Below are 22909 nucleotides of genomic sequence, written 5' to 3'. Positions count from 1 at the left end.
ACTTTACATTGAGGTATGACCTAGAAGATACTCGGCGCCAACCAAGTTTTCACGACTGGCTATCTCTTAACCTCCAATGAGGACCGTTGGCATACCCATTATAATTGCCCCACCATGCGCGGTTGTATCCCCCATTCGAGCTGCAGGTTTGTTGTTAATCAACACCGTGGCGCTGCCTTTAACAACGCTGTCTGGTGGTCCTACACAAACGCATACCTGTCCCATTGTTGCCGCGGGTAAATTCCCTATCAAAACCGTTGTTGGTAAAGGAAGTAATGGTCCACCAACATGAGGGATGGGTACAGGGGCAGGCGTTTGCATTGGGCATAAGTGCATGTCTGTGGCTCTTGCTGCTGGCAACATGGTATTTCCTCCTAAACTTGTCCGTTTCCACCGGATGCGATGTTTAATCCCATCTCAACAAAAATGTGGTAGCGCTCCTTTGCTTGTTCTCCATCAGGTAGAACCGCAGAAAGATTGATGCTGCCCGCTACCGCTTGTGCATACAAATACGGTGGTGGCGGGACCATTGGATCTTCCGGTTTAATCATACTGCCACCACTCCAAAATGCAGCTTGCGCTGCCCAGCCAGCACCGTTTTCCAAACTCGCTTTGTTCGCCATCTGTTCGGCGAATCGGCGACTGGTTTCATCAGGGGTGTGTACCCAAGCTTTGGCAGCACGAACGGCATTGGCTTCGTCTTCATTCCAGTGAGAGAGTGAAGAAGCGCAAGTGACCGACCACCATATAGATTCGCGAACGGGCAGGGCATGGGCCAGAAAAGCGACTGCATCAGCGAATAACTCTTGCTCCATAGCGCGAGAAATCAGTTTTATTGGTGTCGTGTGTTCATTTGCCAGTTCAGCGAATGCGTCGTTGGGTTCATACAGATCCAGAATGTCTTTTACATCTTGGTGCGGAATTTTTATTAGCGTCATTAGTTTACCTTCGCAATCGCACCTTGAATCTGAACCATAGCGCCTGCTTTAATCTGCGTCATTGCACTGCCGTTTACTGAAACCAGTGCCGCTTTGATATCAGCTTTGCCCTGACCTTCTACGTTGACCATTGCCGCCTTCATTTCAGCTTTCGCCTTTCCGCAAACGGAAACTTGAGGTGCTTCAATCTTGATACCACTCGCGCTGATTTCGATCTTGCTTGCTCCAACTTTCAATTCAATCTTGCTTTTTCCTGTGATTGAAACTTGGCTGCCGTCGACACTCACTGTGGATTTAGCGGACACGTTCACGTTTGAACCAGCATTCAGGCTCAGATCTTTGCTGCTGTCACCTGTCCAGTTGTCTTTACTTTTGGCAGTAAGCTTTTTCTCGCTTTCTATCGTGATGTCTTCTTTGGCAGACACCGACACGCTTTTTTCGACTTTGGTTGTTTTCATACCCTTGATGGTGGACTGGCTGTCATTGTTAATGTCCAGTACCCAGTCTTTTTCGGCATGTAGGAAGACCTGTTCTTTGTCTTTTTTATCTTCAAAGCGAAGCTCGTTCCCTTGTTTACTGCCTCCTTTCGGAGTAGAGCGGGTTTTGATGCCACTTTGGGAACCTGAACTGTAAGGCGCGGCATTGTTTTTGTTGTAAAGGGAGCCAGTGATGACAGGGCGATCTGGGTCGCCATCAATGTATTGGACCAAGACTTCATCACCCACGCGAGGTGTAAACTGCGTGCCAAACCCTTTGCTTGCCAACTCTTGAGAAACGGGGAGCCAACACGAACTATTTTCATCGTTCTTTCCGTTTCTATCCCAGTGAAACTGTACCTTCACACGGCCGATTTTATCGCAATAAATTTCTTCGCCTTTAGGACCGGTTACGACCGCGGTATGCAGGCTATGAACTCGTGGTTTTTCACGACGCTCTGGACGAAACACCAAAGAATCAGGGATGCAAGTAAACTGATTGCTGTAGCTGATGTCACCATGCGACTCTTCGCTCGAAATTTGATGAGAGATACGGGAAATCACGTATTCCTGATTCATCGACTTCAGCGGGTGGTTTTCTAGTTTGAATTTATATCCACACGCCAGTTCTGCGATGTTCGATGCTGAATGCGAGGCAGATTTTTGGAGGTCTAAGGCTTCCATTTGTCTTTTTGCTGCATCGCGAGCTTCATTTTTGTTTTCTAATCCATAAGCGAAAAGCTCCTGAGAAAGGGCTGTGGAAGCGTAGCTTTCGGCACTTTTTCTTTCACCACTTTCAAACTTTTCCGCTAGTGCTTGTGTGTGGTCTGCTAACGACACTTTCCCCGTACCAATTTGGTAGGACTGGCTCCACGTAGATAAAGTGGGCAGTGCCTTGTTGCCCCCTTCTTGATAGCTTAGGGCTGAATGAGTCAACTTCTCGAAACGTTGGTTAGAATCACCGATGACGACCAATGGCTTACTGGATTGATGACGTACATAAAAGAGCCAACCTTCATTCGCCAGTAATCTAAGGATAAAGGCTTGGTCGGTTTCGTCGAGCTGCACGCAATATTCGTGTTTCTTCCCACTTCCTGATACTGAGAATTGAACAAAGCTTTTCAGTTCAGATTCGCCGAGCAATTTTTCGATAATTTGCTTAGTCGTCATGTTTTGAAAGACTTGGCGACTGCGTCGATAATTCAATAGCTTGAATGGATCAACCATTTCTACTTGATAGTAAAACTGTTGTTTTTCTCGGCTGTGACCTGTGAATTGAAGGGAGCTGCACAGGCCAGTAAAGTAGCGCTTGCCAGACGGTTGGTTGAAAGTAACGCTGACCGATTTACCCAAAACTTTCACATCAATTTCTGAGTTCGCAGCGATAGACAATGAGAACAGGTACCCCTCAGAAACACGCTCCTCGCCAATTAATTGAGTGACGATGTAATTTTTGTTGTCTGATAGTTTTGCTATTAGGGAACGACTTTGGTGCTTTAATTCGCTGTTGCTCATATTCACTTAAATCACTATTAAATAAACAAAATTCTTGAATTGTTTAAAGGGTGGGCGCTTAAAATGATTAAATAAAATTGACATCTATACTAATAGGTGTTTTAGACATTTTTATTTTTATATATTTTCTAATTTATTGTGAGTTCATGATTAATTCAATAGGAATTAACTTTTAATTTAATAGGTAATTCCTATGTAATCGATTAACCCCCTTATATTTAAAGGGTGGTTGAAAAAAATAAACATTAATCCCTTGTTGAATGTAAGACTTTTAGGGCTGTGTTTAAGATATATTTTATTTAGGGTTTTCTTAATGTTTTTCTGTTATAAGTCCTTTATAAACAGTTGTTTAATTGGTATTTGTATTATTTTTAATTTGGCTTTTAATATGATTGTGACCTAAACCCCGTCTAAATGTGACGTAAATAGGTCTTTTTAAAATCTAGCTCAAATATATACTCTTCACTCAGTTTATAAAAATATCACTTATCGAATTCTATATTAGCGAAATGTTATTTACCCCAATTAAATGAACAGCTAAACAAACTCGTTCGGTTGTTTACTGTCATTGAATGCGATAGCGAAGGGTGAGCAATATTATAACGTTTCGTCCCTATGTTTTTTAAGTAAACAGAACTATTGATTGAGCAATAATAAAGCAGGAAAACATGCCATTTTTAAAGCATCAAATTGAGCAACTTTCTACTCCGATTAGCGACGATTTAGCATGCGGTGTGTTCCTGAAACTCAACAAAAGTGCATTTCGTCCTTTGAGAAATGAATTTAACGTGGCTCAAACATCGCTGCGTAAACTTAGCCAAAACCCAAGTGCTGAGGAGAAAGAAGCCTTAGAGGAAGCATGTGTGGCGAGCTGGCAAGCTCTGTCAAATACTCTGCTAGAACAATTTTCCCATACAACCAGGGATATAGAGCTAATTTCTTGGTTTGTTGCTGCGCAATTTCTTCTTGATGAAACGATAGAGAGCGCAGCAAACAGCCTAGAATGGTTGGCAGACTTGGTTGAAAATCATTGGGCAGCGCTAAACCCCGTACTTCCGATAGAAAAGCTGAAATCGGAAGGTGAGAAAGCGCAAGCCATTGAACAGGCAGAAGCCAAGGTGAAGGCGTTTTTCCAATTGGTGGGAGATAGCGAAGAAAGCTCGATTCTTTATGCACCTATGTTGCAACTTCCATTGGTTGGAAGTGTGACATTCTTTGACTTTCAAAGTGCAGAACGCAAAGGTGAAATAAGCCAACTTAAGTCTTCATTATCGACCACCGTTGCCCAAGAGCGCTCGGCAATTCAATCCAAATTGGAGAACGTTGCTCGATGTATCGCTCAGTTGGATCGTCTGTCTGCATCGGTTGCAACCTATGCGCAAAGCGTGAGTACACAAGGAGCGAACTTCAAGTTCGCCAAATCACTGCTCACACGTGTTGAAAACGCTCTTGTGCATTTAAGCGGCATCAAGCTTACGGCAAAAACAGAGCCCAAAGTGGCAGCGTTAGAGATAGAAGAATCCGTAGCACAGGAAAACACCGCTTCTGTGGCTCAAAAAACACCTTCATCCAGCAACGCTCATACGTCAACTGAACCTGTTCATATTGCCCCTCAGCAGTTACGCGCGGATAACCTTTCCGAATTAGGCAACGTGAACAACATGAATCGAGATCTGGCATTTCATTTATTGCGAGAGATTTCAGATTATTTTCGCCAGAGCGAGCCACACAGCCCAATTTCTTTCTTGCTAGAAAAAGCGATTCGATGGGGATACCTATCTCTGCCGGAACTGCTGCAAGAAATGATGTCGGAGCAAAACAGCGACTCCTTGAGCACAATTTTTAATTCCGCCGGGCTAAATCATCTCGATCAGATCTTGTTGCCGGAGGTGAGTACCCCGACGGATGACATTAAAAACACACCGGCACCTCAAGCTGCTCCTCCCGTTTCTGAGCAGCCAGATGTCGAAGAGCATGTATCACAGACTTCCCCTGTTGATACCCCATCTAAACAAGATAACGAACCTAAAGCATCCGCTTCGTCGGCTCTGAGTTGGTAATCGTTTTTTATAAATAAGGAAAAATCATGGCAAGTATTTACATGCGTGTTGCTGGGCTTCAAGTTGAAGGTGCGGCAACAATGAAAGATCTAAAGACCGCTGAAGGAACTAATGAGGGTTGGTTTGCAATTAACTCTTACTCTTGGGGCGGTGCTCGTAACGTGTCCATGGATATTGGTAATGCAACGAATGCTGATTCTGGCATGGTTGGCGTTAGTGAAGTAAGCGTAACAAAAGAAGTTGATGGTGCATCTGAAGATCTACTTTGCTACCTATTCAACCCAGGTAAAGAAGGAAAAACCGTTGAGGTTGCATTCACTAAGCCGTCTAACGATGGTCAAGGTGTGGATGTCTATTTTCAGGTGAAACTCGAGAAAGCACGTCTTGTGACTTACAACGTAAGCGGTACTGACGGTTCTCAACCATACGAGAGCTTATCTCTTTCTTACACATCAATTTCTCAGAAGCACAACTACGAAACTGAAGGTGGTGATATTAGTACGAGTGGTGGTGTTGTAACTTACGATATTCCAGCCGGAAAAATGACATCTGGTAAGTAATCCTCCCATCCCTAAGACATGCCACACTTTGTGGCGTGTCTTTTTTATGAAATATCTCATTTTAGGACACCGTTATGGCATTGAATTCACAACATAAACGCGTTAGCAAAAACCGCGTTAGTATCACTTACGATGTTGAAACGAATGGCGCTGTAGAGACTAAAGAACTGCCGTTTGTTGTTGGTGTAATTGGTGACTTCTCCGGTCACAAACCAGAATCTGAAAAAGTGGATCTTGAAGAGCGTGAATTTACAGGTATCGATAAAGACAACTTCGATACGGTAATGGGGCAAATTCATCCGCGCCTTTCTTACAAAGTGGACAACAAGCTTGCAAACGACGACAGCCAGTTTGAAGTGAATCTGAGCTTCCGCTCGATGAAAGATTTCCACCCAGAGAACTTGGTTGAACAGATCGACCCACTCAAGCAGCTTGTGAAAACCCGTGAGCAGCTGAAAGTCTTATTAAGCAAAGCTGATCGTTCAAGAGATCTCGAGCGTCTGTTGAAAGAAGTTCTGCAAAGTGCGGACGCCATCAATGGTTTGGCTGAAGAACTGGGTCTGAACAAAGAGGGAGCGGAATAATGTCTGTAGAACAACAAGCAGCACAAGGTGCAGGCGAAGCGGAAACGGCACAAAGCTTTTTAGATCGCGCGATCAGTGCAACGGCGCAAACGCCTGTTGATACCACCAAAGAGCTATTGAGCATCATGACTTCTCAGGCGCTTGAAGGCACGGTGACTTGGGATAAAAACCTAACCTTAACTATTGAAAAAGCGATCAGCGCATTAGACAGCAAAATCTCTGAGCAGCTTTCATCCGTTATGCAAAACAACGAGTTTCAGAAAATAGAAGGCTCGTGGTTGGGGCTTCAGAAGCTGGTTAAAAACAGTGAATTAGGTCCTGATCTAAAAATCAAACTGGTTGATTACACCAAAGACGAATTGCTAGAACAATTTGAAGATGCACCAGCGATCGATCGCAGTCGTTTCTTCAACATGGTGTATCAAGAAGAATTTGGTACAGCAGGCGGTCAACCATACGGTGCACTGCTTGGTGACTACGAATTTGGTTACGGCGATGAAGACATCGCGTTATTGCGTTACATGGGTGAAGTGGCTTCTGCCTCTCACGCGCCATTTGTTGCGGCTGCCAACGCAGGCATGTTCGACTTTAACTCGTTTGGTAGCTTTGCTGAAGGTAAGCCTGTTGCGGCTGGTTTCGATTCTCCTGCTTACGCGAGCTGGAACGCATTCCGTGAAAGCGACGACGCTCGTTACGTGGCTCTAACGCTGCCAAAAACCATGGCTCGTTTGCCATACGGTTCAGAAACGGTGCCAGTTAAGTCATTCGCATTTGAAGAGCTTCAAACTCGTGACAACGGTCAGCAGATCGTTTCTTCAGACAACGATTTTGTATGGAGCAACGCGGCATACGAATTCGGTCTTCTTATGACTCAAGCCTACACGAAATACGGTTGGTGCACGGCAATTCGTGGTACAGAGAATGGCGGTAAAGTAGAGAACCTACCAAACTTCACGCACTTCTCTGATGCGGGCGACCTTCTGCAGCAATGCCCAACCGAGGTAAACCTAACGGATGAGCGTGAGAAAGAGCTGAGCGACCTTGGTTTCTTACCATTAGTGCACTACAAGAACACAAATTACGCTGTGTTCATGGGTGCTCAAACAGCTCACAAACCAAAGACTTACACTGATCCAGACGCGACAGCTAACGCGGCTATTTCAGCGCGCTTGCCATACACCATGGCGAGTAGCCGTATCGCACAATACCTGAAAGTTATGGGTCGTGATCGCATTGGTTCAAACCTTGATCCAAACGATGTTGAGAAAGAGCTGAGCTCTTGGATCAACCAGTACGTCAATCCGAATGCCATCGGCAATGACGCAAAAGCCACACATCCGCTTGTGGAAGCAAAAGTTACGGTAGAAGAGCAAGCTGGTCGCCCAGGTTCTTACTCAGCTGTCGCCTACTTGCGCCCATGGTTGCAAATGGAAGAACTGACGACCTCGCTTCGCATGGTCGCCAACATTCCTGGTTAATCCTATTCGGGGACATTGTCCCCGAATGTTTTGAATTGAGTCGTTAATGAATCCAAACACTGACATCAACCGTACGCTTTTCGACAACCCTGCTTGGCAGGAGCTGCTCGGGTACGCCAAAGCTCAGTCGACGGTTCAATTTAAAGCTTTGCTTACCCGTTTAATGGCTGAACTGGATAACCGCATCAGCGATCAGCTTTCTGAAGTGGTTCAGCACAACCAATTCAAGCAATTGGAATCGTCTTGGACAGGGCTTAAGTCGTTGACTGAAATCCAGATTTCGCAGCGGCGAGTCAAAATCAAATTGCTAGATCTGAGCTGGAGTATGGTCTCTGCCGACCTCAACTACTCGTTCGACCTAAAGCAGTCTTCCATATACAGGAAACTGTACTCAAAAGAGTTCGATACCGCTGGTGGTACGCCTTTTGGGCTTGTGATGGTTGATCACAAAGCCTCGGCTGATTATAGCGATGATCTGGATTACGACGATCTTTACACCCTTCAACTGCTTTCTGAGCTAGGGGAAATGTCATTTTGCCCGATGGTTTTAGGTGTTGATGAATTCTTTTTCGGCGACGAACCTCGCAGGCAACTCCACGATTGCGCACGTATCGATCGTATCCTAAGTAGCCGCGATTTTTTGTCATGGCAGTTATTGAGAGAAAAAAGCGCCTCTCGCTTTCTTCACTTGGTGATGCCTGAATATCTTATGCGTCAGCCGTATCATCAATACCCTGCGGGGTTTGTGTTCAGTGAGAAGAAACAAGAAAAAAATGCGCTATGGGGAAACAGTGCGTACCTCATGGTCGGTAATGTGATGCGCGAATTCGATCGCATTAGCTGGTTTGGTTTTCTTCGTTCTTATGATGAATCAGGGGCGTATGGCGCAGTTGTTCAAAACTCTATTGATATTCGCACCAAAGTCGACTTATTCAGTGAAGATGATGGCTTTTGGTCATCACAAGGCTTCATGCCATTAACTAGCCTTTACCTTAGCAATCACAAAGGTTTTTTCAGTAACCAGTCGGTTTGGCAAGCGCCGGATGAATCTCGTCGTCAGCTTGGCATGCTACAAACCAACTTAATGGCGTGCCGCTTTGGTCACTACATCAAAGCGCAGATTCGCGATCAGGTCGGTCGATACGACAGCGCGGAAAGTTGCCGTCGCAGCTTAGAGCGTTGGTTAGACCAATTCATCAGTAACGTGAGTTACGGCGAAGATACTGTTCTTGCACGTTACCCTTTACGTTCGTGTTATGTGCGCATTGAAGAAGCGCCGCACGATAACACACGTTACCTGTGCGAAATCATGCTACAGCCTCAATATCAGTACGAAATGATGGACGCCAAAGTAGTACTCACGACCTCTGTATTAGGCACCGATATCGGAGAAACCCAATGAGCTTAATGTCGAAATTGACACAAAGTTGGAGCGACGATATCGACAGTGTGCGTGATGCCATTATCGATAACGTTTGTGGCTTAATTTCAAGCCGTGCCCCGTTGTGGTCCAACAGTGTTTCGATCAGTGAAGGCACCATTGTTGAACTGGGTATGCACAACATCGCGAGAGCTCAAAGCAAGAGCAATACTGACGAGATCGTCGCCGAGGTAGAAAACCTAATCCGTTACTACGAGCCACGTCTAACCCAAGTTGAGATTGAGGTGCAAGAAGGCAAAGTGGGCGATAACCAACTGAGCTTTCGTCTTTCTGCCGTTGTGCATTCAGATCTGGGCGATGAAGCCATTGTGCTGGATTCTTTTCTGGATCTCAGCAGTAACAAACTTGATGTAAGGAAGTCGAATTTTGTCTGATTCTTTGCTTTCCTATTTTGAACAGGAACTGCGTTTTATACGCTCCGAAGCCTCTCAATTCACGGAGCGTCATCCGGGCGCGGCGCATGCTTTGGGGATTCGAAAAGACAGCATCGACGACCCGCAAGTTGCGCGTTTGATTGAAAGCGTCGCCTTAATGAACGGTAAGCTCCAGCAGCGCTTGGATGAATCCTACCCAGAGCTGACGGAAAGCTTGGTTAACTTGTTGTTCCCGCATTACCTCAAACCGGTTCCATCCTACAGTATGCTGGATTTTGATATCGCAGAGGATGCCAACGCAAAGCACTGCATTCCAAAAGGCACTGAATTCGATATTTCTGACGGTTCAGATGAACCTGTCGTATTTCGTACCACGGAAGACTTAGATCTGTTCCCAATCACGGTCACGTCTGCCGAGGTGCTGTTTGCTCCTTTTGATATGGCCAAACCCGCTGGCGCTGAAAGCGCAAAAGCGATGTTAGAATTGACGATTGATGCTTCAGACGAAAGCATCGAATTAAGCGAGCTGGGCATCGATCGCTTGAAATTACACCTCAAAGGCGAAAGCCACTTTGCGTTGCGTTTGTATGACGTGATAGCGCAAGGAATTGCTCAGGTGTGTGTTTCCAACAACGACACCTGTTTCACGCTGGGTAAATCTGCGATGCAGCCCATAGGGTTTGACGCAGAAGACACCATATTGCCCTATCAAGCAGCGAGTTTTGGCGGCTTTAAATTGCTGACGGAGTTCTTTATGTTCTCTGAGCGCTTCCAAGGATTCACCTTGGATCTGGGTAACGTGATTGGCAGAACTACGGGGTCTCAATTTCGCATTCAGATTTTCTTGAATGAGGTGAGTGTTGATATGGCGCGTAGCCTGCAAGTTCATCATTTTTCTTTGTTTTGTACACCTTTAGTCAACTTACAAAGCAAGGTGTCGGAGCCGATCCAAATTGATTTCAGTCAGAAGCAGTACCCGATCCATCTGGATTCCGGGCAAGTCAGTGACCTTGAAGTCTTTTCCGTTGATGACGTCTTGGATGTCACGGAAGGTGAACCCTTCTCGGTGTCGCAGATCTACGGTGAAAAATACAATGATGCAGAGTGCGCGCTTCGCTGGCAGTTGGTACAAAATACGCATGAAAGAGGCGTATTGAGCAGCAGTCTGAAAGTGGCGGATTTAGATCATTTGAGTGCGACCTCCGAGCCTCGTATTTGGTCTGTTACAACGACCGCGAGCGATGGCGTCCGTGCTGGTTCATTACCCGTTACTAGCCAAATCAGTTGTCGTGATTCTCTGACTATCCCTGCATCTATGACGCTATTACGTCGACCAACGCTGCCGGTGCGCAGCCGCGACACCAATAAAAATGTGTGGGCGCTGCTATGCCACTTACATTTCAATTATCACGCTATTTTGGGGACAGATAACCCAATAGCAACGCTTAAGAACGTATTCGAGCTCTACAACCACAATCAAGCGGTGCAGAACCATGTGTACATCGAGTCATTGCACAAGATTGAGCAAGAGCAAGTCGTGGCTCCGATCCGCGTTTCAGGCAAAACGTGTTTTGCCTATGGCACCAAAATATCCATCACTCTCGATGCCGCAAACGTCAATGGCGGTATCTCAATGTTTGGGTATTTGCTGGATTACTTCTTTGCCTATTTCGCTGGCTTCAACAGCTTTACGCAAGTGGATATTTATCTTGAAGGGCAGGATGGGGTCTACCTCTCTTTCCCAAGGAGAACTGGGTGCAAGAGTCTGCTGTAATCCGCTTGTCTCAGGGGACGTTTGAAGGGCAATTAGAAAAAGCGTGGCAAATCTTCAAGCATCAAGCTCACACGAATGGTCAACGACCTGCGGTGAATTTTAGCGCAGAGATTCTTCCTGCCTACTATAAATCGGAAGTTTCGCAAGTGTCCTCAGAGAGAAATGGCGCGTACACCTTGAAAACCTCGGTGGCGTCTTTGTCTGGCAATGCGGGAACCATGCCTCGCGCAATGTATAACCAAGCATTAAAGGCGCGATTTGAACAAGGCGATGAAGCGCCACTCGATTTCTTCGATACGTTCAATAACCGCTACTACCGACTGTACTGCGAAACCAAACAAAAACATGAGCTGACCTACCAGATGGAAGAAGAAACATTCCACTGGAATCGTCACCGTCAGTCCATCACCGAGATGCTATCGAGCCTTGCGGGGCAATCGGGTGAAGTCGCGCCGATGCCCGAATCTCACTTGGTGCAGTACACAGGATTATTGGGGCTTAAGTTGACTTGCCCTTTAGCACTTAAAGCCATGCTGGAAGATTACTTCGAAGCTCAATTTGAAGTCGAGCGTAGTGGTTTGGAATATCTGCCATTAACGCCATGTTCACTGACTCAGCTTGGGCAATCTGGGAAGAATCAACAATTAGGGATGGGCGCATTAGCAGGCAAATCAACGCCAATGATCGGTCAAAAACTGAATATCAAAATCTGTCCGAAAGATTACTCGCACTACCTGAGGATCCGTAGCGACAAAAAAATGATTCATGCTGTGGACCACATGGTTCGCAGTTACATGGGGGTAAACACCAAGTATGCCCTTTACATGAAGGTAAACAGCCAATATTTGCCGAGATTAAAGCTCTCTGGTAGCCATAAAAGTGGGCTAAGAATTGGGCAGTCCGCATGGATGAACAACCAATCCAATAGCCAACAGTTTGTAGAAATGCCACTGACGAAAAGTTAGGAAAAAGAATGATTAATATTGAATTGCAAAGCTTGGTCAAAAGGCTGACCCCTTCGCTGAAAAGTGCTCTGGAATCTGCTGCTGGGGAATGCGTCAACCGAGTTCATTTCTCTATTGAGCCTGAACACTGGTTTTTTCAGTTGCTGCAACAATCGAAAGGTTGGGATGCTGCAATGCAACAAGCGTCTTTAGCCAAAGAGACGTTGATCGAGCGTTGCAATAACCACCTAGCAAGCTTGCCTCGTGGTACCGACGTGTCGCCTTCATTGTCGCCTGAGTTAGTCGAATTACTCAAAGATGCTTGGATGATCGCGTCACTGAACCATCAGCAATCGGTGGTCAATGAATTTCACGTATTAATGGTGCTGAAACAGCGTGTTGGTCAGAGTGCTTACAATGGCGTACTTAGTCAGTGGGTGTCCGTATTGTCTTCTGAATGGTTGCGCAGTCAGTCTTTGGCGGTCAATACACCCAGCCAAACAACGCAACCTGCCGAGAGCATGGTCGCAGCCAGTGGTGATTCCGCCACGCCAGCTTTGGACAAGTACTCGCAAAACTTAACGGAAGCCGCACGCAGCGGCAAGCTCGACCCAATTACTGGGAGAGGTGAGGAGATTCGTAAATCCATCGACATTTTATGTCGACGTCGCCAAAACAGCCCGATCTTAGTGGGCGACCCTGGTGTGGGCAAAACTGCGATAGTAGAGGGATTGGCTCAAGAGATCGTGAACGGTAATGTACCGCCGGCTTTGATGAAAGTTGAGCTTCGCAGTTTGGATCTCTCTCTTCTGCAAGCGGGGGCGAGCATTAAAGGCGAATTTGAAAATCGCTTGAAAGATGTGATCAACGAGATCAAACAATCATCGACACCCATCATCATGTTTATTGATGAAGCACACACGTTGATCGGTGCGGGTGGTACCGCCGGTCAAAACGATGCGGCAAATATCCTAAAACCAGCGTTGGCGCGAGGTGAGTTTCGGTCTCTTGCCGCAACTACATGGGCGGAATACAAGCAATACTTTGAATCAGATGCAGCGTTGACTCGTCGTTTCCAAGTGGTGTCGGTGGATGAGCCCAACGAAGAAGACGCGATCCACATGCTTCGTGGTGTTAAGCGTAGCTTGGAAAAGCATCACAACGTAAAAGTGATGCAAGAAGCGATTGATGCAGCGGTCTCTCTTTCCATTCGTTATCTACCAGAACGCAAGCTACCTGATAAGGCGATTAGCCTGTTGGACACGGCATGTTCTCGCATTGGTTTGAGCCAAAGCGCAGCGCCTCGCCAAATGGAAGCGATCGCAGAGCAGATTCGCTACGCCAATAACGAAATAGATACCTTGATTCACGAATCGGCGTTGTGGTCGGTTGAAAACGAACGTTTGGAAGAAGCGAAACAGCGTTTGGCGTCTCTTGAAGCAGAACATCAGTCGATTGAACTGCGTTGGAACGAAGAACGCATGCTAGTGGATGAGATCATTGCACTGCAAATTCAGTTGGATGAAGAGCTTACAGAAAAAGGTTCAATCACCTCCCTTGAAGCCAAAGCACAGCTTGCAGAGAAAATGCAGGTACTGCGCGACAAGCAGGGTGAGCAACCATTGGTACTGGCTCAGGTGACAGAGCAAACCATCGCTGACGTAGTAGCACTTTGGACGGGTATTCCGGTTGGCAATATGTTGAGCCAAGAAGTGGAAAGACTGATGCACCTAGAGTCTCATATCGGTGAGCGAGTGATTGGGCAAGTCACACCGATTGCGGAACTTTCTCAAGCGATTCGTCTTTCTCGCGCTGGTTTAACAGACCCACGTAAACCTGTCGGTGTTTTCCTCATGTGTGGACCAAGTGGTGTGGGTAAAACCGAAACAGCGCTGGCGCTAACGGATCTGCTTTACGGCGGTGAACGCAATATTACCACCATCAACATGACGGAATTCAAAGAAGAGCACAAAGTCTCGATGTTACTGGGCTCACCAGCGGGCTATGTCGGATTTGGAAAAGGTGGCGTGCTGACCGAAGCGGTGCGCAAAAACCCATATTCGGTGCTGCTTTTGGACGAAATGGAAAAAGCGCACCCGGGCGTGCACGACATCTTTTATCAGATCTTTGATAAAGGCTCGATTTCTGACAGTGAGGGGCGAAACATCGATTTTCGCAACACTATCATCATCATGACGTCGAACGCCGCTGATGGTGCGGTGGTGAATGCTTGTGCAAACGGTCGACCTGATGTTCCTGCGCTCACACAAACCATTTTCCCAGAGCTTCAGAATCACTTTAAACCTGCTTTTCTCGGGCGGGCGACTATCGTGCCGTATTTCCCATTGAACGATGAAGAATTGGGCAAAATTGCCGAGCTGTCACTGAATCGCATTCGTAAGCGCGTTCAGTCGCACTATGGGGCAAGCTTTGACTATCACCCAGATGTCATTGAACTGCTGGTAAATATGAATGATTCACCTGAAACCGGTGCCCGTGCCGTTGAGCAGTTGATCAATCGTCAACTAATGCCAGAACTGGCAAACCAGTGCATTGTTCGCATGAGTGAAAGTAAACCTGTAGAAGCGGTCAAGGTACACACTGAAAACGGCCGTTTTGTGATTAAAATTCAATAAAAACAAATGATAACGAGACGTGAGATCTCGGTGCTAATGGGCAGTATGTCTGCCCACTTATAACAATAACGATTACTTTAATTATTTACTTTTTTAAACATTGATTGCTGTCGGGTTGCCACTTTATGCGCCTTTTTAGCAACACAACACCATGAGTATAAATAGATGACGCATTCAGTTTTTTCTAAGCCGCAATTGGAATGGATTCGCCAGAACTTAAAAGTCGCCGTGATTCACGGTGGGGATAAAGGTCAGGAGGGCAGTTATATTTTTGAAAACTTGAGCCCTCGCTCGACTAAAACGTACGCGCCTGTTGCGCATGATATTGCGAACGCCCTGCGTGAGTCGGGGTTCCAAGATGTGGAAGTGTTTGCCGAAGACCTTAATTTGGCACAGCAACTTAGAGAAAAAGGGACCGAATTAGTCATCACCAACAGCGGCGGGCTGCAAGGGTTTGACTCCATGTGTCACCTTCCGTCCACCCTTGAAATGTTAGGTGTGCCGTACGTCGGTCACTCCCCAATGACAGCAGGTATTCTGGATAACAAACACCTGTTTAAACATGAAATTAAAGCCGCAGGTCTGCCTACGGCTCCATTTGTGACGATTGGTATCGATGAGTGTTTCGATGATGCGGTGAAGCAAGATGCGATCGATGAAATTGAAACAATATTCAATGAAGGATTCATAGTGAAACCAGTGTCCGGTCGCGCGTCTATACACGTTTATCCAGTTTTTGATCGCAACGATCTTGCTGCGATTGTAGAAAAAGTGCGCCAAGCGACGGGCAATACCGTGATGATCGAACCATTCTTAGGCGGGCGCGAGTTTGTCGTGGCTGTCGCCGGTGAATACGTCTTTAAAGAAGGAAAGCTCACTCAGTCTGAAACGCCAATGGCGTTCTCCATTACGGAGCGTGTTCTTGACGAAGATGAACCCATTTTTACGTCGATGGATGTAAAGCCCATCACTCAAGATCGCCTAGTGGCGGTAAACGACGAAAAGCTGCGTGGCGAACTGGCCGACATTGGGCAGAAGATTTACCGCCAACTGGGTTTGCAAACCTTGGTTCGTGTGGATCTTCGCATGGACAAAGAGGGCAATTTGTATGTACTCGAAACCAACCCTAAGCCAGACCTGAAGCGACCAGAAGGCGAGAAAATCAGCTTAGTGTGCCATGACTTGGCGCGTGAAGGCATGGATTACACCGATTTGGTGCAATCTTTGGTGTTTAACCGATTGTCTTTCCTTAAACAAAAGCGACCAATGGCTGTCGCTCATTGCTTGAACGAACAATTCGACGCACTGAGTACGAGCTAGGAGTTTTCGTTGAATACGTTTAAGCAATATAGTCGCCTGTTACTTGGCGCATTACTGGTTATTTTGTCGCTAACGCTGATCTTCGTCGTGGGTTACGCGCAAGCGCTGAAAAGTTACCAACAACAGAGCCGCGATGCGGTTCTGGCTCAGACGGAGGCCGCGCGAATTGGTATCGAACAGGTACTGAGTTCGGGGGTACCGTTGCAAGACATCGCCGGTCTGGAAAAGGTGCTTTCACCCATTGCTAAAGCCGATTCCTCGGTGGTCGATATTCGGGTTATTTCCGGTCAACAGGAGCTATATCGCTACACCGACGAGCGTTTTGTGGGCAGCTTAGTGACCATTCCTCTAAGTAACAAGTTTACTCAGGTCGGGGCACTGGAAGTACTGCTCAGCGATCACGAGATTGAAAAAACCATAAATGCACGCTTTCAGCCCATGATGGTATTGGTGATCGTACTGACCGCGGTGTTCGTGTTCTTTGTCCTGCGCAGCGAAAATCCGAAAACCTACTTCACCGCGTTCGGTGGGGTGTTCCTTGCGATGTCGGCAAGTGTTTTTTTGATGGTTGGAGCGTTGTACAAATCTGGTTTGGAAAACAAAGCCAGTTCAATGGCAAACATTGTGACTCAGCGCTTGGCTCCTGTTTTGAACGCCGGTATCAGCCACCATCAGGTGAGTGGTATAAGCGAAATGCTGGGCAGTTTTCGCCAATCTAACCCGGAAGTGTCTTCTATTTCGGTTTCTCAAGGTACAGAGGAGATCGCTAAAAGCAGCGCGAATGGTAAAGGTATGTCGGTTGAGAACATGGCGGAATTTCTCGTCGGGGATGCCAAAGGCAATCAAGTCACCGTGGCCTTTTACCCTAAGGCGTTGCTGGCGCAGTTGGTACGCACCTTAAAGAATTTTGCGATTTTGTTCGCTGGGTGCGCCTTTATTTGCTTCGCCTTTATCCGACTGCTTAGCCATTCGGGGCAGCAACCTAAGAACGATACGGTGCTCGCGCAAATTAAACCGTTGCTGCTGGTGACCGTACTGATGGAGTCTTTGATGGCGCCTGTGTTGCCACAATACCTGACTCAGGTCGCGATAGAGAGCGGTGCAAGCGAAAGCTGGTCGTCTTACTTCTTTACGCTGTATTTCGTGGGTTTTGCCGCGACCTTATTACCAGTGTCTCGATTGGTGGAAGTCTACGACATTCGCAAGGTACTGGGTGTGGGGGTCTTACTCTCTGCTGCAGGGTGTTTATTACTCGCCTACGACTCTCAACTAATTACTGTATTGGTGGCGCGTTTCATCTCGGGTGTTGGGCAAGCGACGATCTTCATCGCGGTGCAAGGCTATATTCTGCGTTGCAGTGACCAATCGAATAAAACCCAGGCTGCTGGAATCATTGTCTTCTGCTTCAATGCGGGCTTTATTTCCGGTGCCGCGATTGGCGCACTTTTGGCTGATACGGTTGGTGTACAGGGCATCTTTATGCTGTCTGTATTAGTGGGTGGTCTTATGTATCTCTTCAGTCTTTCTCTGCCTTCGATGGTGCCTCAAGGCAGTAACTCTGGATCATTGAAAGAGAATTTAACCATGATGTTAAAAGACTCCGCTGCATTGATGCGTGTGCCTGCTTTTATGCGCACCATGTTACTGGTTGGTATTCCCACCAAGATGATGCTCACGGGCGTGGTCTTTTTTGCTGTGCCCATCTTGCTTTCCAATGCTGGTGTTGAGCGTGAAAGTATTGGTCAGGTGCTAATGGCTTATGCGTTCTCTGTTTTGTTCATCAGTGGAAAAGTGTCCCCAATGATCGACCGAATCGGTTCAGCCAAATGGGCACTTTGTCTTGGGAGCTTAGTGGCAGCAATGTCTTTGGGCGTGCTGTCTGTCGCCTTCTTATTTGAGGATGTCACTTATTTAGTGTTGACCGCGACGGCGGCGATGCTGGTTATGGGTGTTTCCCATGGTCTCATTAACGCGCCTGTAGTGACACACGTTGTGACCACAACACAAGGTGCGAATGCCAATTCTGTAGCATCGACCTATCGTTTTCTGGAGCGATTAGGGCATGTTTTAGGCTCGATAGTCGTTGGGATTTTGCTTACTCGTCTGGGTAATGAATACGCGTTCTTTGCGCTTTCTGCCTTCTTTACCGCAGCTGGTTTCCTCATGTGGATATTTGATCGTGAACCAAAACAGGAAGCCGTCGCATGATTCGTATAATTTTGCTTTTGGTCAATGTACTGCTATCGCCAATGAGCCATGCAGAATGGCCTGAATGGTTAGGCGAGCATCTAAAAAAGGAAAAGCGTGCTCAATGGGAAATTAACGCCAATGACTCGGACGTTTTGTTTTCGCCGCGTGGTGAACATCCCATGGTTTGGGTACTGGTCTCTCGAAAAGCCGATTCTTATGATGTGGCACTGTCGACGATTCTTAAGGTGTACCGCCGCGAAATGCCTAGCGTGTCATTTCGTGTTTTCCTTCTGCCTAACACAATGGCCGGTCTAAGAGACTGGTCCCTACGAGCAGAAAAAGAAGCCAGCCTTATTTACACCGTGGGATCTCGTGCCACAGTGTTACTCCATAAAGCCTATTCTGGGGGTAAGCTGCCAGTTGTGTCTGTGAACGCCAAAGATCCGGTGTTGATGGGGTTGACGGACAATTATAAAACGAGTGGCAACAACTTCGCTTACACATCGCTGAATTTGCCAGCGGGCGTAACCTTGAGCTTCTTGCGCCGATTCCGCCCCGACTTGACGCAAATTGGTGTGCTGTATGCCAAGTCAAACACCAGTGCCTATCTGACTCAGTATCTCCCTTTAAAAAACGAAGCGGAAAAACAAGGTATTCGCATTTTTCCAATTGAAGTGGATGAACGCGAACCAGAGCGTTCGCTTGGTCGTGTTATGCGAGAACAAGTAAACGCCATGAAGGTCGATGATCAATCTCTGAGCAACTCTCTGCTTTGGTTGACGGGGAGCTCTAGTCTACTGAATCGTATTGATGAAATTAATATTTACTCGGAATTTTTACCTCTACTGACGGCGGTTCCAGACGCGGTTAACGGCACTGCGCAAAGTGCTTTGATGTCGGTGGGGGTTGGGTTTGATAACAACGCTCACCAAGCCGCGTTATACGGTCTCGACATTCTAAAAACAGGCATTGCGCCAGCTTCCTTACCTGTTGGGGTTCTCTCGCCTCCCGATATTTCCATTAGCTTCAAACAAGCTGAGCGAGTGAACACACAAGTGCCTTTTGTTTTGATTGAAATGGCCAGTGATATTTACGCACGAGATGGCAGCGTTGTGCGTTCTTCTGGCATGAGCATGGAGCATAACGAGCCATGATTCGAATTCTTTTTATAGCCCTGATTAGTGCTGGGTTCAGTCAGTCGGCATTGGCGTTTAATCGCCCAGAGAGACTGCTATTGGCGACGCAAGAGTGGTTCCCTTATCAATACCAAGAAAAGGGTGAAATGAAAGGCCCGGGTATCGACAAAGTGAAATGCGTGATGCGGGTAATGGACCAACCTTACCAGCTCACCATGACCAAATGGGATCGCGCTCAGCTTATGACAGAGGTGGGTTCTCAACACGGGTTTTTCCTCGCATCTCATAACAGCAAACGCGATGAGTATGCGGAATATTCTGCTCCGCTAGATGAGCAAAACTGGAGTTGGTTCTCCCTATCGGACTCAGCGGAAATGAACAACATCACGTTCAAATCACAGGTCGAAGTCGCGGCACTGTTTGGTTCGAACAAATGGTTTTGGCTACATAAAAATGGTTACCGCGTGAGTAAAAAGCCAAGAACACCAAAAGCCCTGATTGAATTGATGCTCGGCGGAGAAGTTGGCGCAATTTTGGGTAACGACGCGGTGATCGACGAAACCATTAAGAAAATGGGTATCAGCTACCGGGCGATATCTCGTACTAGGGTGAAATCTCAACCCTTGGGCGTGTATTTCTCGAAAGCGTTTACGAAGAAGTATCCCAATTTTCTTAACGAGTTTAATGACGCTATTTCTCAGTGCCGTTAATTCCAACTATCGAATTTATTGAAGGTCAGTCAAATGCCTCTATCAATTAGAATTATTAGCTCTCCAGATGGTGAAAGCATTGCCCAGTGGAATCAGGCATTTCCTGAAGAAGGTGGGGACATTGGTCGTGCCTTTGGTGCGACATTGCAATTGAGCGACGCAAGCCGAGAAATTTCAGGTACGCACGCCATCGTTCGTAAGACTTCACGCGGATATCAAATCGCAGACAACAGCACCAATGGCTTATTTATCAATGGTTCTGATGTGCCTTTAGGCAACGGTAATCAATCGACATTGAGCGATGGTGACGTGTTAGACATCGGTCGTTACCGATTGCTTGTTTCGTGTTTTGTACCGGATCAAGCGAAAGCACAAAGCGGTTCGGAAAACCTTGTCGCCTCGCCGTTTGGTGATGACCCATTCAGCAATGAAATTACGCCATTTATTCAGGATGTTCCTGAGGTATCCGACCAGCCCGATTTCACTATTTCGACGCTGGATGTGGTGGATGATGATCCGTTTTTGCACACGGATAACACAAAGCAAACGCAGCAAACGTATTTGAATCTCGAATTCCAAACAGACGATGAAGATCCACTGAAAGACAGTGACCTTCATGCGTCGTTTCCATTGCGAGAAGTGGCAGCGACTCAACCAACATCAAACAACGATATCAACACGGTGGCTCAGTCCACAGCGTTCGCCATGGCGGAACGACAAAGCCAAGAGCAGCGTTTGCAGGATCGCACAGACAAAGCACTGGAAATGGCGTTAACCCGTTTATTTTCTGATATTTCGCCAAAAACGATGGAGTCGATGTTCGATGACTTGTCTGGAAGTGGATTTTGGTCTCGTAAACCGAAGTACTGGGATATGTACAAGCGCTATTTCACTAGACAGGTTGAAAACCGAGATTGGCAGGTGAAGTTTCAAGCGTACTTCCGCGACGCGATGCGCTTGCAGCGTAATTTAGAAGGGGAGAAGTGATGTTTCGACGTATCTGCGTATTGAGCTTATTACTGTTGCTTTCTGGGTGCAGTTTATGGAGTGACGAGTTGGTGGAACCAAAGCTGATCATCAACATCACTGCTGCTTCCAACATCAATCCCAATGTAGAGGGGAAACCCTCCCCAGTTGAGCTGCGTATTTATCAGCTGACCAACAGCAATGCGTTTGAGCAAGCCGACTTTATTCAAATTTTCAACGATGAGCAGGGCGTATTGAAAGCGGAATTGGCTCTGGCTCGTCAGTTACCAAGCTTGTTACCCGGAGAAACACGTCAAGAAGTGATCCCGCTAGGAACTGGTGTGAAGTTCATTGGGGTAATAGCCGGATTTGCCGATTACCGAGAAGCTAAGAATAAAGTGATCTACGAACCTGTGGTTTTCAATTCAGTAGCAATCAATATTGATGTGGATGGCATCAACCTGTCCGTGTCGGGAGAAGAAGAAAAATAATGGATAATAATAAAGTGGTTTGGAGCGAAGGTATGTTCCTTTCCCCACAACATTTTCAACAACAAGAACGCTACGTTGAGCATTTTACTCGCGAATTTGTCGGACAGATCAGCCCAAACTCTTACGGTTTAACTCATCTTGAGTTGGATCGAACCATGCTAAGCATTGGTAAGGTGTCAGTACGTCGAGCGAAAGGCATTTTCCCTGACGGGACACCGTTTGAAATCGAACAGGCACTTGTTATCGATGTGCCTAAAAACACCAGCCATAAAAAAGTGTATCTCGCTTTACCAGTTTCAAGACCGGGGACCATTGACGTTGGTGAAGATGTACGTTTAAGACACAGTGCCAATGAACACCCCGTTTACGACACCAGCCGCGAGCACAGTGACCCAGTGCAACTTGAGCTGGCGCAAATGAACATTCAGCTAAAACTCGAAGGCGATGAACTGAAAGACTTTATTCTGATTGCCGTGGCGGAAATCAGTGAACACAAATCTGAAGGTGCAGTTATCCTCAATCAGGCTTTTATCCCTCAGAGTCTGCATTTTGGTGTGTCTAGCTATCTTACCGATTCGGTGGCGGATGTGTTTGCGCAAGTGCAGTATCGATCGCGTGCGATCCATGCACGACTGCAAGCCGAAACCAGCAGCAAAAGTTATCAGTCTTTAATGCGAGATTACCTATGGCTACAAGTCATGGGTGCATGGATGCCGAAATTAGAGCAATGGAACCTCGATAATACCTTTCTGACGCGTCATTTATACCTCGAATGTGTTTCGATGGCGGGTCAAATGCAAGGCTTAGAAGGCAAAATGCCGAAGTCTTTCCCTGCTTGGAACCAAAACGATCTCTACAGCATTTTCTCGTCAGTGTTTGCAGAGTTACTGGTGTTGTTGCGTGAAGTTCAAATCGATAACGTTTCCACTCTCAAGTGGGACCGACAGTTGTTTGCGAGCCGTCGTTTGCTCCGCACTTTGGTCGATGACCGTAGTTTGTACAACCAAGGCCGTTTTGTGTTGGTGGTGTCTTCGTCGATGGGTGCAACACGCCTAAGCGAAGAGTTCCCACGTGCAGCGAAACTTGCTGGCAACGGTGATATAGCAGGACTAGTGCGTAACGCCTTATCTGGCGTACCACTACGCCATTTGCCTTATGCACCTTCAGAGCTGAAATCGCTGAATGATGCAGCGTATTTCGAAATCGATACTAAGTCCGACTTATGGCAAGCCTTGGTGAAACGAGACGAAGCGATTGCCCTTCATATCGATGAAAGAATCGACGATATCCACGTTGATTTTCATGTGATCAGGTAG

Annotated in this window: 19 protein-coding genes; 16 read left to right on the top strand and 3 right to left on the bottom strand. The window is 46.8% G+C overall.

From position 1 onward, the window contains the following. Positions 1 to 66: 66 nt before the first annotated feature. Genes CW749_RS08505 through tssI form a run of 3 tightly spaced genes read right to left on the bottom strand, consistent with a single transcriptional unit; the run spans position 67 to position 2929 of the window. A complete protein-coding gene (locus tag CW749_RS08505; RefSeq protein WP_101111599.1) occupies positions 67 to 363 on the bottom strand; it encodes a PAAR domain-containing protein in 297 nt (98 codons plus the stop codon). 11 nt (positions 364 to 374) lie between these two features. Further along, positions 375 to 938, bottom strand: a complete 564-nt coding sequence (locus CW749_RS08500) for a Twin-arginine translocation pathway signal (RefSeq protein ID WP_101111598.1) — start codon at positions 936 to 938, stop codon at positions 375 to 377. Further along, on the bottom strand, positions 938 to 2929 hold the full coding sequence (gene tssI, locus CW749_RS08495; protein WP_180958357.1) for a type VI secretion system tip protein TssI/VgrG: 1992 nt from the start codon (positions 2927 to 2929) through the stop codon (positions 938 to 940). The genes CW749_RS08500 and tssI overlap by 1 nt, the downstream gene beginning before the upstream one ends. 668 nt (positions 2930 to 3597) lie before the next feature. On the opposite strand from tssI, the gene CW749_RS08490 reads away from it, so the two are divergent. From CW749_RS08490 to tssK, 16 genes are all read left to right on the top strand, one after another. Further along, on the top strand, positions 3598 to 4989 hold the full coding sequence (locus tag CW749_RS08490) for a type VI secretion system ImpA family N-terminal domain-containing protein (protein ID WP_101111596.1): 1392 nt from the start codon (positions 3598 to 3600) through the stop codon (positions 4987 to 4989). A gap of 26 nt (positions 4990 to 5015) precedes the next feature. Further along, positions 5016 to 5549 carry a type VI secretion system tube protein Hcp gene (locus tag CW749_RS08485; RefSeq protein ID WP_101111595.1) on the top strand — a complete coding sequence of 178 codons (534 nt, stop codon included), beginning with the start codon at positions 5016 to 5018 and terminating at the stop codon, positions 5547 to 5549. Between the two features lie 74 nt (positions 5550 to 5623). After that, positions 5624 to 6133 carry a type VI secretion system contractile sheath small subunit gene (gene tssB, locus CW749_RS08480; protein ID WP_101111594.1) on the top strand — a complete coding sequence of 170 codons (510 nt, stop codon included), beginning with the start codon at positions 5624 to 5626 and terminating at the stop codon, positions 6131 to 6133. Further along, the gene (gene tssC / locus CW749_RS08475) at positions 6133 to 7611 is read left to right on the top strand and encodes a type VI secretion system contractile sheath large subunit (RefSeq protein ID WP_101111593.1); all 1479 of its coding nucleotides are present in this window, start codon (positions 6133 to 6135) and stop codon (positions 7609 to 7611) included. The genes tssB and tssC overlap by 1 nt, the downstream gene beginning before the upstream one ends. Positions 7612 to 7657: 46 nt before the next feature. Then, the gene (locus tag CW749_RS08470) at positions 7658 to 9013 is read left to right on the top strand and encodes a type VI secretion system contractile sheath large subunit (protein WP_101111592.1); all 1356 of its coding nucleotides are present in this window, start codon (positions 7658 to 7660) and stop codon (positions 9011 to 9013) included. Further along, positions 9010 to 9426: a type VI secretion system baseplate subunit TssE gene (gene tssE, locus CW749_RS08465; RefSeq protein WP_101111591.1), complete on the top strand. Its 417-nt coding sequence runs from the start codon at positions 9010 to 9012 to the stop codon at positions 9424 to 9426. The genes CW749_RS08470 and tssE overlap by 4 nt, the downstream gene beginning before the upstream one ends. Next, positions 9419 to 11200, top strand: coding sequence for a type VI secretion system baseplate subunit TssF (gene tssF / locus CW749_RS08460; RefSeq protein ID WP_101111590.1), 1782 nt, complete (start codon positions 9419 to 9421; stop codon positions 11198 to 11200). The genes tssE and tssF overlap by 8 nt, the downstream gene beginning before the upstream one ends. After that, positions 11182 to 12165 carry a type VI secretion system baseplate subunit TssG gene (gene tssG / locus CW749_RS08455; protein ID WP_101111589.1) on the top strand — a complete coding sequence of 328 codons (984 nt, stop codon included), beginning with the start codon at positions 11182 to 11184 and terminating at the stop codon, positions 12163 to 12165. The genes tssF and tssG overlap by 19 nt, the downstream gene beginning before the upstream one ends. Positions 12166 to 12173: 8 nt before the next feature. After that, positions 12174 to 14780, top strand: a complete 2607-nt coding sequence (tssH, locus tag CW749_RS08450) for a type VI secretion system ATPase TssH (protein WP_101111588.1) — start codon at positions 12174 to 12176, stop codon at positions 14778 to 14780. Between the two features lie 165 nt (positions 14781 to 14945). Further along, positions 14946 to 16100, top strand: a complete 1155-nt coding sequence (locus tag CW749_RS08445; RefSeq protein ID WP_101111587.1) for an ATP-grasp domain-containing protein — start codon at positions 14946 to 14948, stop codon at positions 16098 to 16100. A 9-nt stretch (positions 16101 to 16109) separates the two neighbouring features. Further along, positions 16110 to 18308: an MFS transporter gene (locus CW749_RS08440; RefSeq protein ID WP_101111586.1), complete on the top strand. Its 2199-nt coding sequence runs from the start codon at positions 16110 to 16112 to the stop codon at positions 18306 to 18308. Next, entirely contained in the window at positions 18305 to 19444 is a 1140-nt protein-coding gene (locus tag CW749_RS08435; protein WP_101111585.1) for an ABC transporter substrate binding protein, read from the top strand. The genes CW749_RS08440 and CW749_RS08435 overlap by 4 nt, the downstream gene beginning before the upstream one ends. Continuing rightward, positions 19441 to 20136: a transporter substrate-binding domain-containing protein gene (locus tag CW749_RS08430; RefSeq protein ID WP_101111584.1), complete on the top strand. Its 696-nt coding sequence runs from the start codon at positions 19441 to 19443 to the stop codon at positions 20134 to 20136. The genes CW749_RS08435 and CW749_RS08430 overlap by 4 nt, the downstream gene beginning before the upstream one ends. Before the next feature lie 33 nt (positions 20137 to 20169). After that, complete coding sequence (locus CW749_RS08425) at positions 20170 to 21123, top strand: FHA domain-containing protein (RefSeq protein ID WP_101111583.1); 954 nt, start codon at positions 20170 to 20172, stop codon at positions 21121 to 21123. Beyond that, complete coding sequence (gene tssJ, locus CW749_RS08420; RefSeq protein WP_101111582.1) at positions 21123 to 21593, top strand: type VI secretion system lipoprotein TssJ; 471 nt, start codon at positions 21123 to 21125, stop codon at positions 21591 to 21593. Before CW749_RS08425 ends, tssJ begins: the two co-directional genes overlap by 1 nt. Further along, complete coding sequence (gene tssK, locus CW749_RS08415) at positions 21593 to 22909, top strand: type VI secretion system baseplate subunit TssK (RefSeq protein ID WP_101111581.1); 1317 nt, start codon at positions 21593 to 21595, stop codon at positions 22907 to 22909. The genes tssJ and tssK overlap by 1 nt, the downstream gene beginning before the upstream one ends.

The organism is Vibrio sp. vnigr-6D03, from assembly GCF_002835515.1.
Taxonomy (GTDB): domain Bacteria; phylum Pseudomonadota; class Gammaproteobacteria; order Enterobacterales; family Vibrionaceae; genus Vibrio; species Vibrio penaeicida.
The sequence above is the reverse complement of the archived record's forward strand: the minus strand, read 5'-3'. Positions and strand labels throughout refer to the sequence as shown.

Excerpts from the sequence above, each read along its gene's own strand:
- tssE (WP_101111591.1), top strand. The coding sequence starts at position 9,010 with ATGAGCTTAATGTCGAAATTGACACAAAGTTGGAGCGACGATATCGAC.
- tssB (WP_101111594.1), top strand. The coding sequence starts at position 5,624 with ATGGCATTGAATTCACAACATAAACGCGTTAGCAAAAACCGCGTTAGT.
- tssK (WP_101111581.1), top strand. The coding sequence starts at position 21,593 with ATGGATAATAATAAAGTGGTTTGGAGCGAAGGTATGTTCCTTTCCCCA.
- CW749_RS08485 (WP_101111595.1), top strand. The coding sequence starts at position 5,016 with ATGGCAAGTATTTACATGCGTGTTGCTGGGCTTCAAGTTGAAGGTGCG.
- tssC (WP_101111593.1), top strand. The coding sequence starts at position 6,133 with ATGTCTGTAGAACAACAAGCAGCACAAGGTGCAGGCGAAGCGGAAACG.
- CW749_RS08470 (WP_101111592.1), top strand. The coding sequence starts at position 7,658 with ATGAATCCAAACACTGACATCAACCGTACGCTTTTCGACAACCCTGCT.
- CW749_RS08430 (WP_101111584.1), top strand. The coding sequence starts at position 19,441 with ATGATTCGAATTCTTTTTATAGCCCTGATTAGTGCTGGGTTCAGTCAG.
- tssJ (WP_101111582.1), top strand. The coding sequence starts at position 21,123 with ATGTTTCGACGTATCTGCGTATTGAGCTTATTACTGTTGCTTTCTGGG.
- tssH (WP_101111588.1), top strand. The coding sequence starts at position 12,174 with ATGATTAATATTGAATTGCAAAGCTTGGTCAAAAGGCTGACCCCTTCG.
- tssI (WP_180958357.1), bottom strand. The coding sequence starts at position 2,929 with ATGAGCAACAGCGAATTAAAGCACCAAAGTCGTTCCCTAATAGCAAAA.
- CW749_RS08445 (WP_101111587.1), top strand. The coding sequence starts at position 14,946 with ATGACGCATTCAGTTTTTTCTAAGCCGCAATTGGAATGGATTCGCCAG.
- CW749_RS08425 (WP_101111583.1), top strand. The coding sequence starts at position 20,170 with ATGCCTCTATCAATTAGAATTATTAGCTCTCCAGATGGTGAAAGCATT.
- CW749_RS08435 (WP_101111585.1), top strand. The coding sequence starts at position 18,305 with ATGATTCGTATAATTTTGCTTTTGGTCAATGTACTGCTATCGCCAATG.
- CW749_RS08490 (WP_101111596.1), top strand. The coding sequence starts at position 3,598 with ATGCCATTTTTAAAGCATCAAATTGAGCAACTTTCTACTCCGATTAGC.
- CW749_RS08500 (WP_101111598.1), bottom strand. The coding sequence starts at position 938 with ATGACGCTAATAAAAATTCCGCACCAAGATGTAAAAGACATTCTGGAT.
- CW749_RS08505 (WP_101111599.1), bottom strand. The coding sequence starts at position 363 with ATGTTGCCAGCAGCAAGAGCCACAGACATGCACTTATGCCCAATGCAA.